At 47.3% G+C, this 16,560-nt stretch carries 8 protein-coding genes; 5 read left to right on the forward strand and 3 right to left on the reverse strand.

Going from position 1 to position 16,560, the window contains the following annotated elements; all coding sequences use genetic code 11:
- The first annotated feature begins 78 nt into the window (after nt 1–78).
- Nucleotides 79–4,638 (forward strand): PAS domain S-box protein, encoded by a 4,560-nt coding sequence (locus QUA25_RS11400; protein ID WP_333037688.1) that lies wholly within the window; start codon nt 79–81, stop codon nt 4,636–4,638.
- A 422-nt stretch (nt 4,639–5,060) separates the two neighbouring features.
- Here the strand turns inward: QUA25_RS11400 and QUA25_RS11405 are convergent, their stop codons facing one another.
- Complete coding sequence (locus QUA25_RS11405; RefSeq protein ID WP_333037690.1) at nt 5,061–9,191, reverse strand: EAL domain-containing protein; 4,131 nt, start codon at nt 9,189–9,191, stop codon at nt 5,061–5,063.
- 463 nt (nt 9,192–9,654) lie between these two features.
- Between QUA25_RS11405 and acnB the strand changes: the two genes are divergently transcribed.
- The 4 genes from acnB to QUA25_RS11425 all read left to right on the forward strand — a co-directional run bounded on the left by acnB (nt 9,655) and on the right by QUA25_RS11425 (nt 13,717).
- Entirely contained in the window at nt 9,655–12,270 is a 2,616-nt protein-coding gene (gene acnB / locus QUA25_RS11410) for a bifunctional aconitate hydratase 2/2-methylisocitrate dehydratase (protein WP_333037692.1), read from the forward strand.
- 159 nt (nt 12,271–12,429) lie between these two features.
- Complete coding sequence (locus tag QUA25_RS11415; RefSeq protein ID WP_333037695.1) at nt 12,430–12,786, forward strand: hypothetical protein; 357 nt, start codon at nt 12,430–12,432, stop codon at nt 12,784–12,786.
- Nucleotides 12,787–12,795: 9 nt separating this feature from the next.
- Nucleotides 12,796–13,251, forward strand: a complete 456-nt coding sequence (locus tag QUA25_RS11420; protein WP_333037698.1) for a nucleic acid-binding protein — start codon at nt 12,796–12,798, stop codon at nt 13,249–13,251.
- An 85-nt stretch (nt 13,252–13,336) separates the two neighbouring features.
- Nucleotides 13,337–13,717, forward strand: coding sequence for a cupin domain-containing protein (locus tag QUA25_RS11425; RefSeq protein ID WP_445242214.1), 381 nt, complete (start codon nt 13,337–13,339; stop codon nt 13,715–13,717).
- Nucleotides 13,718–13,993: 276 nt separating this feature from the next.
- Here the strand turns inward: QUA25_RS11425 and QUA25_RS11430 are convergent, their stop codons facing one another.
- Complete coding sequence (locus tag QUA25_RS11430) at nt 13,994–14,653, reverse strand: pentapeptide repeat-containing protein (RefSeq protein WP_333037700.1); 660 nt, start codon at nt 14,651–14,653, stop codon at nt 13,994–13,996.
- Between the two features lie 161 nt (nt 14,654–14,814).
- Nucleotides 14,815–16,464: an ABC transporter substrate-binding protein gene (locus QUA25_RS11435; RefSeq protein ID WP_333037701.1), complete on the reverse strand. Its 1,650-nt coding sequence runs from the start codon at nt 16,462–16,464 to the stop codon at nt 14,815–14,817.
- Nucleotides 16,465–16,560 lie beyond the last annotated feature (96 nt).

Genomic DNA, 16,560 nt, shown 5'->3' on the forward strand with positions numbered 1-16,560 from the left:
CAGGCTCAACTTGCAGAGCGCTATTGAGATGCCATCAACCTCGATAACCAACCGCAAAATAACTAAATAAAAATCATTATGTTTCATGAATACCTGTATCACGAAGTCAGCAACCTGCGCGAGAAACTAGCTCACCTAGAAAGAGAAACGCAGTCTCAAACCTGGTTCAAAAAGCTGCAGGCGCTGATGGGAGTTATTAGCAAAATTCGTGAATCCCTAGACTTAGAAACAATATTCAAAATCACAGCCACCGAAGTTCGGCAACTCCTAAATGCCGATCGAGTCGCCATCTACCGCTTCTTTCCCGAATCCGAATGGAATGAGGGCGAAGTAGTGTCCGAAGACGTACTGCCCCAATACAGCCCCTCTTTGGGAACCAGAGTCCGCGACAATTGCTTCGGCGAACAATTTGCAGCCAACTACACCAAAGGTTACGTTCAAGCAGTGACGGACATCTACAAAGCCCGGTTGAGCTCTTGTCACCTCAAAATCCTCAAGCGGTTTCAAATCCGGGCAAACTTAGTCGTACCGCTACTGCAAGGGCAACATTTGTGGGGATTGCTGTGCATTCACTCCTGCGGTCAACCCCGCCAGTGGCAAGAAGACGAAATCGAATTTGCCAGACAAGTAGGCGACCATTTAGCAGTTGCCATCTACCAAGCCGAACTGCACTTGCAAACCCAGAGGCAAATAGCAGAAATCGAATCCGCGCAGCAGAAACTCCGCGACAGTGAGCAAAAATATCACCAAATTCTCGATTCGATCGGCGATATGGTATTAGTCAAAGGCCCCAAATCCAAAATTGTTTGGGCAAATCAAGCATTCCGCGATTATTACGGCATGACTGAAGAGGAACTTCAAGGCATCGTAGACGCACCTTTCGCCGATCCCGACAATACTCTCCAGTACGTCAGAGATGACGCCTTCGTATTTGAAAGCGGACAGACTCTGCAAATTTCCGAAGAACCGGTGACGCGCTACGACGGAGAAGTGCGGCTGTTCAGCACCGTCAAAACACCGATCCGCAACGCAGACGGCGCAATCGTAATGACTGTCGGCGTCTCCCGCGACATGACGGAACGCAAAAAAACAGAAGAAGCGGTCAAAGCCAGCGAAACCAAATACCGCAGCCTGGTAGAAACCTCCCAAGACATGATTTGGTCGGTCGATGCGATCGGGCGCTATACCTTCGTCAACCCAGCAGTTAAGTACATCTACGGTTACGAACCAGAAGAAATGATCGGTCGGCCATTCTCCGACTTTGTGACACCAGAACAAAGCCAGAAAGATTTAGAAGTGTTCGCCCGCCTGTTTGCCGGAGAATCAATTTTCCAGTACGAAACCACCCAAATCGCCAAAGACGGTAGCATGAAACATTTGATGTTTAACGCCATCGGCCTCTACGACGAAACCGGAAACTTCCTCGGCACCACGGGCACAGCCACCGACATTACCGATCGCAAGCGAGCAGAAGCAGCCTTACAACACGCCAACGCAGAACTAGAGCGCAGAGTAGAAGCACGCACGGCAGAACTGCGCCAGACTTTTGCCGCCCTCACGGCCAGCGAAGCCCGGTTCCGGACGATCGCGGCCACCATCCCCGGAGCTCTGTTTCAGTTTTGCAACCGGGACGGAGTTTGGCAAGTTGACTACGTTAGCGATCGCATCTTCGATCTCACGGGCGTCACAGCAGCAGAAATGACGCGAGACTTAAATACATTCATTTGTCGCATCCACCCCGAAGACTCGGAAAGCCACCTCGCTTCCGTCAACGAAGCCGTAGAAAATCTTTGTCCCTGGCACTACGAAGGGCGGTTAGTCAAGCCCGACGGTGAGATTCGCTGGTGGCAGGGCGACTCCATGCCCACCCGCAGCGAGAACGGCGAAATAATATTTTGCGGAGTTTTGCTCGACATCACCGATCGCAAAGTTGCCGAAACCGCCATCCGCAACAGCCAGCGGCAGCTCAAAGAAGCCCAGAGACTCGCCCATGTCGGCAATTGGGAACTTGACGCAGCCACCGAAACCCTCACTTGGTCGGAAGAACTTTTCCGCATCTTCGGGCTCGAACCGGCCCCCATCGCGCCCAACATAGCCGAACAGGTAGCTCTGATTCATCCAGAAGATTTGGAATTGTGGCAAACTCAAGTGCAGCAGGGACTCGCAACAGGCATCCCTTTTGAGTTTGACTTTCGCCTTTACCGTCCCGACGGCATCTTGCGACACGTGAACGCCCTGGGCAAAGCCGAAACCGATGTGAACGGAAAGGTGGTAAAACTGTTCGGTACGGTGATCGACATTACCGATCAAAAAACCGCCGAAGCAGCACTGCGGCAAGCAGCAGTCGAGTTAGAAGACAGAGTGAGCGATCGCACGGCCGAACTTTCCCAAGCAGTCACCCAATTAGAACAAGAAATTGGCGATCGCAAACAGGCAGAAGCAGCGCTGCAAGTTTCCGAGCAAAACCTGCGGACGATATTTAACAATGTTTACGATGCTATCTTCATTCACGATTTAGAAGGAAACATTCTCGATGTCAACAATCGAATGTTAGAAATGTACGGAGTGAGCCCGGAACAAGCAACAAAATTATCAATTAAAAACGACTATTCAACACGCAGCAATCCCATTGAGAAAATGGAAGAACTTTGGGAAAGAGTATTAGCCGGCGAAACAGGTCGCGTGGAATGGAAAGCGAGGCGTCCCAACGACGGTTCAACTTTTGATGCAGAAGTGGCCCTGTCCAGAATTAATCTCAACGGGAATCTCAGCATCATTGCCAACGTCCGAGATATTAGCGATCGCAAACAGGCAGAAGCAGAACTCCAACACGCCCAACAGTTTATGGAGTCCGTACTCAAAACCATACCCGTAGGAGTGGTTGCCAAGGATGCCCAAGACCTGCGGTTTGTTCTGTGGAACCCAGTAGCTGAACAGTTACTCGGTTTCAGTGCAGCAGAAGTGATCGGCAAAAATGATTACGATTTTTTCCCAACACAACAAGCTGATTTTTTCACCGCCAAAGACAGGGAAGTGCTCAACAGCGGGCACATTGTAGAAATCGCCGAAGAAGAGATTGAAACGAGGCAAGGAGAAACGCGGATATTTCATACCAAGAAAACAACAATACTCGATGCTGATGGCAAACCGCAATATCTATTAGCTGTCACTGAAGATATTACCGATCGCAAGCGGGGAGAAATTGCCTTGAGGCGATCGGAAGCCCTACTCAGACAGCAAGCCGAGCGAGAAAAATTGCTCAACAACCTCACTACTCAAATCCGCAATTCCCTCGATTTCGACAGCATTATTGCTGTCGCCGTCCAAGAAATTCGGGCTTTCATGCACATCGATCGGTGCTATTTTTCCTGGTACCGCCGCGAACAAGAAGAGGCTTTTTGGGAAATTATTCAAGAATCTCGCAGAAGAGAACTTCCCGATTTAATAGGTTGCTATAAAGCTTCTGACTTCGGCACTATAGGAGAAGAGCTTTTGCGTCTAGAAACGCTGCAAATCGATGATGTCGGAACGCTCGCAGACCCTGTTTGGAGAAGGTCTCTTAACTCTCTGGGCTACCGATCTGTGTTGGCAATTCCGATGCAGGCACTTTCGGGAGTAGTGAGCGTTGTTACCTGCGCCCACTCCGCTGCTGTACGACCTTGGAGCGACAGCGAAGTAGAATTGTTGCAAGCGGTTACAGTTCAATTGGCGATCGCTCTCAACCAAGCCGATCTTTACGCCCAAACTCGCAATAAAGCTCTCGAATTAGAACAAACCTTGCAGAAATTAACCAGCACTCAATCACAGTTAATTCAAAATGAAAAAATGTCAAGTCTCGGTCAACTTGTGGCAGGAGTCGCCCACGAAATCAACAACCCAGTTAACTTTATTTACGGCAATCTGTCCCACGCCAACGACTATACTCAAGACTTGCTACACCTGATCGAACTTTACCAAAATCACTATCCCGATCCAGTCCCAGAAATTAAAGAGGAAGTAGACCATATTGAACTCGACTTTTTGATGAAAGACTTGCCAAAGTTGCTTTCTTCAATGAAAGTCGGTGCAGACAGAATTCAACAAATTGTTGCTTCTCTCCGCACATTTTCCCGCATGGACGAAGCGGAAATGAAAGCAGTCAACATCCACGACGGCATAGATAGCACCCTGATGATTTTGCAGCATCGGCTCAAAGCTAAACACAATCATCCAGAAATTGAGGTGATTAAAGAATACGCTCAACTGCCCTTAGTAGAATGTTATGCCGGACAGTTAAATCAAGTGTTTATGAACATCTTGAGCAATGCTTTGGATGCTTTGGAAGAACGGGATCTGCGCCGTTCTGCTGAGGAAATGCGGCAAAAGCCCAGCAACATCCGCATCCGCACTGAAATATCGCCAGCGGGCAAAGTAATCATTCGGATTGCTGACAACGGGCCGGGAATACCGGAGACTGTCGGCACTCGGCTTTTTGACCCATTTTTTACCACTAAACCTGTGGGTAAAGGCACTGGGATGGGCTTGTCGATTAGCTATCAAATTGTTACAGACAGACACAATGGGTCGCTGAAATGCACTTCTTCGCCGGGACAGGGTACAGAATTGGTGATCGAAATTCCCCTCAAAGCTAATTGTTAATAGGGAATTGGTAAGTTGTAAGTTTTAATTGGCAATTGGCAATTGCGAAAGTGTTACTGTGCATCAGCTTTGTAATTCTCAACCAGATAAATTCCGGTAGCATCGTCGTCGGACGTAAAATTTAGTCAACAATCAGTAATCACGGACGGTACAACCGGAATTGATCTCATTCATCTGCGTTACTCTGTGTTTATCTGCCCTCATCTGCGGTTTAAAAAAGAGAATTTTTAGGATCGCAGATGACAAGGGATTAATGCGGATTCACGCAGATGAAGAATTCCGATGCTAACAAATTTGATATTATCACCGAAAATTTAATTTTGGTGTACCATTTATTCCCTGGTGCATCAGTTTTGAGATTGTGAGTTTGTAGCAAAAATGTCTTCACGGGGTGAGGCACTATTTATCAATCTGTACCTCACTCAGTCCATAATGGCTATATTACTGAGATTTATCAGGATTTCTGTCACCGCAGAACTGTCCAAAGGTTTAGAAAACCAATATCCCTGAGCTAATTCGCAGTCGAGTTCTCGAAGCTGTGATAACTGTTCGGCTGTCTCTACACCTTCGGCGATCGCATTCAATCCCAAATTGTGAGCCAAAGTTACGATCGCCCGCACAATCTGCAAAGGCTGACCCCCGTCGTCACCGTTTTCGACAGCCCCCAAGCGGCTCACAAAAGATCGATCGATCTTCAGTGTATCCAGCGGAAAACGGTGCAAGTAACTCAAAGACGAATAGCCAGTACCGAAATCGTCGATCGACAATCGAATATTTCTACCTTTTAATTGGGCTAGCACAATATTGGCTTTCTTGACATTTTCCACGATCGCGCTTTCAGTAATCTCCAATTTTAAACAGCTCGAATCGCAGCCTGTTTCTGCTAAAATTTCATCGATTTCATCGATTAAATTCGGCATACCTAACTGTTTAGGAGAGAGATTGACGCTCATTGTTAATTGCGAAGGATCAATAATGGGTAATTTAAAATTCGGAATTGGTACCTGGGAAGTTGTACTGAACGTAGCCGAAGTATTGGTAATTGGGAATTGGGAATGGGTAATAGATGAGTGGAAATCGCTAATCGGGAATTGGTAACTGGGAATTGGTAATTTTTTACTGATTGTTTCTTCCCTGTGACCAATACTTCGGCTACGGTCAGTAAAAGTTGCGTGTTCCTCACTCCCTGTATCTGTTACATCAGTTAAATCTCCTACATTGCCTGTTGCCCTCTTCCCTCTTGTTACCCTGAGCGAAGTCAAAGCGCCTTCTTCCTTCTTGTTACCCTGAGCGACTTGCCCTGAGTGCAGCCGAAGGGAGTCGCAGGGCCTTGTTCCGACTTCCATTGGACTTCTTCCCTGTTCCTCGGTTAACATTTCTTGCCAAATCCGCAATTGCTGACAAGCTTCCCGCAACACCCAGGCTCCCAGAGGCACGATCAAACCTGTTTCTTCAGCTACAGGGATAAAAGTAGACGGCGGAACTAGACCCCGAACAGGGTGGTGCCAGCGCACCAAGGCCTCAAAACCTTCGAGCGCACCGCTGGCGAGCGAAACAATCGGTTGGTAGTGCACAATAAAGTGCGAACATTGATCCTTGCTCTCTCCTAATTCCTCCTTGCCCAAAATAGCCAACCGCAGGTCAGTTTCTAACTGCAACAGCGACATAGTTTGGTCGTGCATCGCCAAATTAAACACTTCGTGGCGGGCCTTACCCAAAGCTTTAGCGCGGTACATAGCGATGTCAGCATCGCGTAGGAATTCTTCTGGATGAGTGTACGAATTTAATTCGCCACTGGCGGTGGTTTCGCCTCGACTGAAAACAATGCCAATGCTAGCAGTGGTAAATACTTCGTGTCCTTCGAGATGAAACGGCTTCGTCAGTTCTTTTTGTATCTTTTTAGCTGCGAGGGTGGCGTCACTGAGGCTCTGAATGTGGTCTAGCAGGATGGTGAATTCGTCTCCCCCCAGTCGGGCGACGGTATCAGAAACCCGGACGCAGGTTTGCAGTCGCTCCGCGAGGGCGATTAGCAGTTTGTCTCCTAAAACGTGTCCTAAAGAATCATTAACTACTTTGAAGCGGTCTAAATCTAGGAAAAGTAAACCAAATTTGTAATCGGGGGACTGATTGGATCGGCGGATGGCTTGTCCTAGCCTGTCGATGAACAAAACCCGGTTGGGCAAACCCGTCAGCGCATCGTGAAAAGCGCCGTGCAGCAGTTGCCGTTCTACTCGCTTGCGCTCGGTGACATCTCGGATAATAATCTGGCCAGCAGTCGAGCCTTGATAAATAGCGGGGATGCCGGCCATTTCAACGTCTATTATTTGTCCGTCGAGCCTCATCAGTTTTTGTTCGGCAAGGTCGATCGGCTGATTTTCTATCTCGACTAGCCGAATGCGCTCTGTGGCTATTTCCACATAGTTTGGATGGACGAAATGCAATATGGGAAAGCCGATTAGCGCATCGGGAGAGTTCGCACCGAGGAGTTTCGCGCCGGCAGCATTGATGTAGGCGATTTTCCCTTGACTGTGAACGGCGATCGCTTCGGGAGATAGTTCTACTAAACGGCGATAGCGTTCTTCACTTTCTTTGAGAGAGACTATTAACTCGCATCGCTCTTTTTCAGCTTGCTGGCGTTCGACTTCCATTTGGTGAACCGCCAGAATTTTGCCAATACTTTGAGCCATCAATTCTATAATTTCTATTTCCTCGTACTTGAACTTTCTTTTCTTTATTTCTGGAGAACTAAAACTCAAAGTGCCGTAAGTTTTATTGTTAACAAATATCGGCGTCCCAATGTAAGATTCCGCCTTGCAGTTCTGATAAGCAGGATGTTCGCGCATCTCAATATCTCCTCCTATATGAGAATACGCAACTGTTTTGTTAAGTTTAATGACTGCCGCGCAGTAAGTATCGCTGAGGTTCAATTCTAAGCCTCGCACGAAGTATTCTAAATCGCTTTTCGCTGCTCTGACAATAAAAGTCTCGTTGTCAACTTCAGCCATGATGCCCATAGAAAGTCCAAACATCAAACAGCCTGCTGTTAGATAATCGTCAACCAGTTCTTCAAAGTTTTGATAATGATAAGTTGTAATCCGATGCAAATGTTTGAGATTAGCGCTAAATGCTGCTAAAGCTTGAGAATTTAAAAATAATTCTTCTTCCGAGCGCTGGCGGTCGGTAATGTCTGTTTGTACTCCAATAAAGTGGGTTAAGTGTCGCCGCGAGTTGTAAACTGGAGCGATCGACAGTTCGTGCCAAAAAGGAGTGCCGTCTTTCCGAAAGTTGCGTAATATAACTTGAGATTCTCTGCCTTCTTCAATCGCAATTCGCAATTGTTTGGCAGCGGGGGTGTCAGTGTCTGTACCCTGCAAAAATCGGCAATTTTTCCCCATTAACTCGTCTCTGCGATAACCCGTAATCCGCTCAAAACTGGGATTGACATAAATAATCGGATTATCTGCAACGGTTGCGTCGGTGATTGCAATGCCGTTGCTGCAACTTTCGATCGCCCGTTCCATCATTTGTAAGCGCTCTTGCGATATAATGCGCTCGATCGCCGCAGCTAACACGTTGGCGATCGCTTCTACAAAATAAACGTCATCTTGACTGAAAACCCGCCCTTGGCTGGTATGAACCCCCAAAATGCCCCAGGCGGGCGAGGATGAACTGTTCGCTGGTTCTGCTTGTCCCCAGTTCCTCCCCAGTCCCCGATTGCCGGGAATAATTACAGTGACGCCGCTGACTGCCCGATGGTTATGCAGTAGCGGCAACTCGCTAAAGCGCGTTTCCACCCGCAAATCTTCGACGATCGTCGGTTCGCCCACTAGCAATGTGTAACCTGCTTGCGATCGGGCAGAAGCGGCAACAGTAGCGCTGCCGACGAGGCCCGGCTGCCAGCCAACCCCCGCTCGCAGCAGAAAAGCATGACCAGAGGGCAACAGTTCTAATACCTGGCAATAATCAACGTCCAGGGTTTGAGCAATTAAAACCGCAGCTTTGTCCATCAGTGCGGACAAATCTGTTTCGGCCAGGGCCTGCTGCCCCAAGTAAGCGACGGCCGCTTGCTGGCGGGCCCGCGAGTGAATTGACGTGAGCAATTCCTGCTCCTTGGCGGCCACTCGCTTCCGATCAGTAATGTCGCTGAATACCGACAGAACAGCTTTCCCCGACACCAATGTCAGATACCGCATCGATACACTTGCCCAAAACAGCGTGCCGTCAGCTTTTTTAAGCCGGACTTCTGTCTCGCGGACGTGTCCGTTGCGGGCTAGCCGCAACAGCAATTCCTGGCGCTCTGCTGGTTTGTGGTAGAGTATTTCGGCTTTTTGGCGGTCGATCGACTTGAATCCTGTGAACCCGAAAGCCTGACGGCATAAATCATTGCTATAAAGAATTGTACCGTCCGCCAGACTGCTGACGATCAAGGGTATCGGCATCGAGTTAGCTATCGTCAGCAGTAATTCTTTGGTTCCTTGCAGCTCTTTGTACAAGTCTGGCTTGGAGGCCCAGCCGTGACAGTCTTCAGACTTTTCAGGGATAAAACTTTCCATTGTTTAATCGATCCATTAGCAGGACAACTTTTTTAAACTTGTGGTCAATCAATACTGCGGACGGTTTTTAATTAGCAATCGTAGAATAAAAGTTTCAAGGCGATTCGCCAATCGAGCTACCAACGGAAAATCAAGGGTTTCAAACTACGAACTAAAAACAGTCCAGATTATTGGTAAATGACGATTTCAGATGCAGAGGAGGATCTACAGTAGCCCACAACACATTAATCTTAACCAGAACTATGCAACTGAAGGCCCCTAAACTGCTCGGCTGAAGTTTGATACGCTGCTCTCCCGTTAAAGACCACATCTGTCTTTGGTATGAAAATCTACTGTTTTTAAAGTTGCGTTAAGTTTTGATGTATGGCGAGGAACTTTACCCAATGTGCAGCGGAAGCTCCTAATCTAAAAAGTAAAGTCACCTACAAACAACCACCGAATACTATCCGAGGAGAGAGGAGAAATGCTTGAATCTTACCGCCGTACCGCTGCCGAACGGGCCGCTTTGGGAATTCCACCCCTGCCGCTAGACGCCCAGCAAACGTCGGAACTGTGTGAACTGCTGAAAAATCCGCCGGCTGGAGAAGAAGAGACCTTAATAGAATTATTGCGCGATCGCGTCCCGCCAGGAGTAGACAGCGCCGCCTACGTCAAAGCTGGTTTTTTAACTGGCATTGCTAAAGGCGAAATCCACAGCCCCTTAATTGCTCCCAAATGGGCAGTTTACCTGCTGGGGACAATGATGGGCGGTTACAACGTCCAATCTTTAATCGATTTGCTCAATCCTACTGCCGAAATCGCCATTCCCGCCACCGCCGCCCGGGCACTGAGCAAAACGTTGTTAGTATTCGACGCTTTCCACGACGTTATAGCTTTGTCTGATACCAATCCCTACGCCAAACAGGTAGTCGATTCTTGGGCGGATGCCGAGTGGTTTACAGGCCGTCCTGTCTTGCCAGAAGCGATTACCGTTACAGTCTTCAAAGTTCCTGGAGAAACCAATACTGACGACTTATCGCCTGCACCTCATGCTACCACGCGGCCGGACATTCCCCTACACGCTTTGGCGATGCTGGAAAGTAAGATGCCAGGAGCTTTGCAAACCATTGCAGACTTGAAGCAAAAAGGTCATCCCGTAGCCTATGTTGGTGATGTTGTCGGTACCGGTTCGTCACGAAAATCGGCGATTAATTCCGTGCTCTGGCACATTGGCAATGATATTCCGTTTGTGCCGAACAAGCGCAGTGGCGGTTATATTTTAGGAAGTGCGATCGCCCCGATTTTCTTCAATACCGCTGAAGATTCCGGCGCATTGCCGATCGAATGTGATGTCTCCAAAATGGAAACAGGAATGGTAATTACCATCCATCCCTACAAAGGCGAAATCACCAATGAAGCCGGAGAAATCATCTCCACCTTCACCCTCAAACCCGATACCATTCTAGACGAAGTTCGCGCCGGTGGCCGAATTCCGCTATTAATTGGACGCACTTTAACCGACAAAACTCGCGCAGCTTTAGGATTAGAACCCAGCACTATTTTTACCCGTCCCACAATCCCAGTAGATACGGGAAAAGGCTTCACTTTAGCACAGAAAATGGTAGGCAAAGCTTGCGGTTTGTCAGGCGTTCGTCCCGGTACATCTTGCGAACCAGTAATGACAACAGTCGGCTCGCAAGATACCACCGGGCCAATGACTCGGGACGAATTGAAAGAACTTGCTTGTTTGGGATTTAGCGCCGATTTGGTAATTCAAAGTTTCTGCCACACCGCCGCTTATCCGAAGCCAGTGGATGTCAAAACTCACCATGAATTACCCGATTTCATGTCACAGCGGGGCGGCATAGCTTTGCGGCCGGGAGACGGCATTATTCACTCCTGGCTGAATCGAATGTTATTGCCGGATACAGTGGGAACTGGCGGAGATTCTCACACTCGTTTTCCTTTGGGAATTTCCTTTCCTGCTGGTTCGGGACTGGTGGCATTTGCTGCTGCCTTGGGCGTCATGCCTTTGGATATGCCGGAATCGGTATTAGTGCGGTTTAAAGGTGAATTGCGGCCGGGAGTAACGCTCAGGGATGTTGTGAATGCAATTCCCTATGTGGCGATTCAAAAAGGTTTGCTGACAGTCTCGAAACAGAATAAGAAGAATGTCTTTTCTGGGCGGATTATGGAGATTGAAGGTTTGCCCGATTTGAAGGTCGAGCAGGCTTTTGAATTGACCGATGCTTCTGCCGAGCGTTCTTGCGCTGGATGCACGATTAAATTGAGCGTAGAGACTGTTTCGGAGTACATTCGCTCCAATGTCGCGCTGCTGAAAAATATGGTGGCGCGGGGCTATCAAGATGCGCGGACGATGATGCGCCGGGTGGCGAAGATGGAGGAATGGCTGGCAAATCCGGTGCTGATGGAGGCGGATGCTGATGCGGAGTACGTTGAAATCATCGAAATCGATCTGAACGAGATTACAGAACCCATTGTGGCTGCTCCCAATGACCCGGATAATGTTAAGTTGTTGAGTGAGGTTGCGGGCGATCGGGTTGACGAAGTATTTGTCGGTTCCTGCATGACAAATATCGGTCACTACCGCGCCACAGCGAAGGTGTTGGAAGGTGCCGGGGAAGTGAAAACTCGCCTGTGGATTTGTCCCCCAACTCGCATGGACGAACAACAACTCAAAGAAGAAGGTTATTACAGCATTTTTGGAGCCGCTGGAGCGCGTACAGAAATGCCCGGTTGCAGTCTTTGTATGGGCAATCAAGCGCGGGTTAAAGATGCGACAACGGTGTTTTCCACTTCTACTCGCAACTTTAACAACCGCATGGGCAAAGATGCACAAGTTTATCTCGGTTCGGCGGAATTGGCTGCGGTTTGTTCGCTGTTAGGTCGCATTCCTACAGTTCAAGAATACAATGACATTGTGTCGAAGAGAATCGATCCTTTTGCTGGGGATTTGTATCGGTATTTGAATTTCGATCAAATTGCAGGTTTTGAGGATGAAGGCAGAGTGATTGCTTTGGAAGATATGCCTCGAATTGAGGATATTTTGGGAATTCCAGATGGTGTGTTGAGCAAGTAAAAAGTGCGGCGGGCTATGGCCCGCCCTTTGTTTATAATAGGAGTAGGGGTTCACGCCTGCATCTCTAATTCACGTCCAGGATATTGATCGACCCGCCCCCCTCCCTTTTTCGTAAATCAATTGAACTTCATATAAATCTGAGAAAGGAGAAAAGTGATTATGCCTGACCAAGCTTTAATCAGGGAAAGCCAAGCGACAGCAACTTCAGCGCCAGAAACTCTCATAGGCGAAGAAATTGTAGATTTTTTGCGGGAGATTCAGCAAACTCCGAGAGAATATTGGCCAAACTTACTTCAGATGATTCGGCTATTTCGCGAAACAGTAGAAATGAAGCCAGGAACCCCCGATACTTCGATAAAAGCTACAGACGAAATTAAGACCATCGATCCCCTACAGCAGCACGAAGCTCTGAGCAAATTGCTACAGTCTTGGGTTGACGAGGGAGATGAACAGGAGCAAACAGAAACCGCTGAAGTTCTCCGCAAGGCACTAGAAGAAAATTCCGTGCATATATAAGATCATTCCATGAGCCGAATAGTGTTCTTAGATTCTGGGCGGTTAGGAATTGTTACCAATCCCAAAGCCACATCTCCTTTATATCAAGAGGGTAAACTTTGGCTGCAATCTTTGCCACTGAAAGGTTACATTGTAATACTCCCTGAAATTGCTGACTATGAGGTGAGGCGCGAATTAATTCGTGCAGGTAAGGCGGCCGGCATTAGACGACTTGATGAACTTAAATCGCAACTTCCCTACCGTCATTTGACTACAGAGGTAATGCTTTTAGCAGCTCAGTTGTGGGCTGATTCGAGAAGGAGAGGAAGACCAACAGCCGAACCTAATGCACTTGACGGGGATGTGATTTTGGCGGCGCAAGCAATATTGGAGGCAAGTGAAGGCGATGAGGTGGTAATTGCTACAACAAATGTGGGGCATTTGTCGCAATTTGTTGATGCTCGCCAGTGGCGACTAATTGAGTAATGTTTAAATCGATCGCACTTACCCTATCCCTGTTATACTTTGAACTACAGCTATTTTTGCAAACACCGTTGGCGAGATAAACAGGATGGTGGAAACAGTGGACACAATCGAAAAAATTGACGATCGCACACAAACCCGCTATTGGGGTCAAGTTACAGTCATAGACGCGGGCGATCGTTATAAGATCAATCGCATTGAAGTCAAGCCGGGGCATCACATCAGCACCCAAATGCACTATCACCGCAGCGAGCACTGGGTTGTTGTCTCCGGTACCGCTAAAGTTATCTGCGACGACAAAGAGACGATTCTCATGCAGAAACAGTCAACCTACGTTCCCATGAATACTGCTCACCGCGTAGAAAATCCAGGCGTTATTCCTCTGGTGATGATTGAAATCCAAAATGGTGAATACCTCGGCGATGATGACATTATCCGCTTCGCCAAAGATGCTAACGAGGAAGATTGAGCCTAGATCGAAATATGAAGCAATCGCAGACGCCAGGGAAAAGCTTCGCACACCGAACAATGACCGGAAGCATCCAGGATACAAGCCCCCGAATTTATCCGTGGGGTCAATGCTTCAATTCTTTAATCTAAAATCTAAAATCGATTGACCTACGCAGCGACCTGGAACAAGATAAATCATACAATTAAAACTATAGGGGCAATTTCAGAATTGCCCCTACCTTATTATATTAAGTTTGTTAAGCACCAGCATTTGATATAGCAATTGGCGATCGTCCTACGGCAAAGAAGCGTTTTCTAAATCTACATTTGCCATATTGGCATTCTTTAAATTAGCACCTGTCAAGTCTGAACCGTTCAAATTTGCACCGTTCAAATTTGCATTGGTCAAATTTGCATCCCGCAAGTTGACTCCCTGTACGTCTATTCCCGACAAACTGCCACCTCTGAGGCTGATATTAGCTAAATTCGCTACAGACTGGCGAGCATTTCTCAGGTTTGCACCCGCCAAATTGGCGCTTTCTAAATTAGCGCCGATTAAATTAGCGCTGGTGAGGTTGGTATTTTTCAAACTTGCAATCACTAAACCCGCCAAACTCAGATTAGCGCGGCTCAGATCAGCACCCTCCAAATTAGCCCCGTGCATTTTAGCCCCAATTAAACTCGCACCTTGCAATTTAGCTTGTTTCAGATTTGCTTCATTCAGTTTGGCTTCGTCCAAATTTGCACCGTTCAAATTTGCACCTCTGAGATTCGCACCGCTCAAATCTGCCCCGCTCAGATTCATACCAGCAAGTTGTGCTCCTGTCAAGTCGCATTGGTTACATTTTTTAGTTTCTAATAATTGCTTGACGTGGGATACGTTTTCTGCCTTTACTCCCGAGGCTAAGCCCATCGCAATTACCAGCCCTGTTGTTGTTAAAATCCCAAGTTTCATATACCCACCCTCAGCAATATCTCTCTTTTAATAATATCCCACATTATTAAATAGGTTAGGGTGATCAGTCTCTTTGATAAACTGTGACAATCATCACCCTATTGTGTACAAAATATGCAATAATTATTGACGTTTCAACTCCCCTCTATTATTGTAACGAATTATTGCTTTTTCAGGAACCAAAAAGGAAAAGATTGCGTCGGTTCTAGACGGACGCCGGTGATGCTGTTCTGAGCAAAAGTATAGTCCTTATCCTGCCAAAGAGGGATGAAAGGTACATCTTTACCCAGTATGTCTTGAATTTCGGCAAATATGGCTTTGCGGGTTTCAGGGTTTGTTTCTTTGCGCTGCTTGTCGATCAGTTGATTTACCTGATCGCTATAATAAAACGAACCCTGACCTTGACTTTGACCCTTGGAGCAGCCCTCAGCCTCGGAACCTGTCGCACAATCTAAAAACGGGTGGATGTAATTGTCAGCGTCAAAAAAGTCGGCGGACCAATCCACTAAAACCGCAGGATAAATTCCCTTCTCGATGTTTTGAAACAAAGTCGGAGATTCCACGCTGTTAATTTCTACCTTCATTATCCCGTCCATTTTGAGTTTAGCTTGCGCCTCCATCATGCTCACCACTAAAGCTCGTTTTGTGGAAGATGAAGCATACCAAATTGGCAGAACGAAAGGATTTGTGGCAGAGTATCCCGCTTTCGTTAAAAGTTCCTTAGCCTTTGTCGTGTTGGCATCACCGTAGAGTTCTTTAAAAACCGGTTTTTGAACGTCGAAGTTTGTGGGAATCAGACTGTAAAGCGGTTGTGCTTGTCCCCGCAGTACGCGCTCGTTAATCACCGGGCGATCCATCACTGCTGCGATAGCCTGTCTGACTTCTAACTTGTCCAGCGGTTTAGACTTGGTGTTCAGCGTTATGTAATTAACCGTACTGCTTTCCCCCGCGATTTCCTGCCATTTCCCTTTTTTTGCTCCCTCGTCCAAGCTTTGAACTTGGTCTGCATCCAGAGACAAATAAGCCACATCAACGGCACCAGTCTGAAAAGTATTGAACAAATTTGACGAACTAGAAAGCAGCAAAATGTCAATTCCTTGATTAACAGGCTTTTCCCCCCAATACTTTTCAAACACGTCAAACTTGAGAGAATCGCTGCCGTACTTCGCCAGCTTGTAACGTCCAGTTCCCACAAACGAATCGGGTTTAAATTTACCCTGTCCAATCTCGTATGCTTTCGGAGAAACAGCACACATACCGGAAAATGTCAACAGGGAAGGAAAAGCAGAAAAAGGCTTTTTGAGTTGAAAAGTTAATTCATATTCGCCCGTGGCTTTCACCGATTCTACTGCATCGCTCAACAACATAGCCGGACTGCCACCATTTTTGATAAACCGCTGCAAGGAAAATTCCATTGCTGCGGCGTTAAACGGTGTGTCATCGTGAAAAATAACGCCTTGACGCAAGGGGATTGTATATGTCAATCCGTCTTGGCTAACTTTTGGCATTGCTGTCGCTAAGTGGGGGATTAACTTTGTAGTTCCAGACTCGTAGGTGTAGAGAGTGTCGCCCAAATTTCGCAGCAATTGTCCTGATAATGTTTCGTAACCGTCCGCAGGGTCGATCGTCCGCAATTTCAAGGTTGTGCCAATAGTAATGCGGTTATTAGCATTTTCGCCGCTCGCATTCACCGATCGACGTGATCCCTGCCCGCAACTTGCCGTTAACAAGCAGCACAGAAAGAACAGAGCTATCGCTTTAATCACTGAAGGTTTTATATGTATTCTAGGCTGGTGCTTGTTAATTCCCATCGTCTTTTTTTGACACTCCAAATTATTGATTATATTATCAGGACTTACGCACTGTTAGACTAGAAACCGGATTTATTGATAGATTCTCCTGTAATA

The sequence above is a fragment of the Microcoleus sp. Pol17C6 genome (assembly GCF_036701145.1).
Taxonomy (GTDB): domain Bacteria; phylum Cyanobacteriota; class Cyanobacteriia; order Cyanobacteriales; family Microcoleaceae; genus Microcoleus.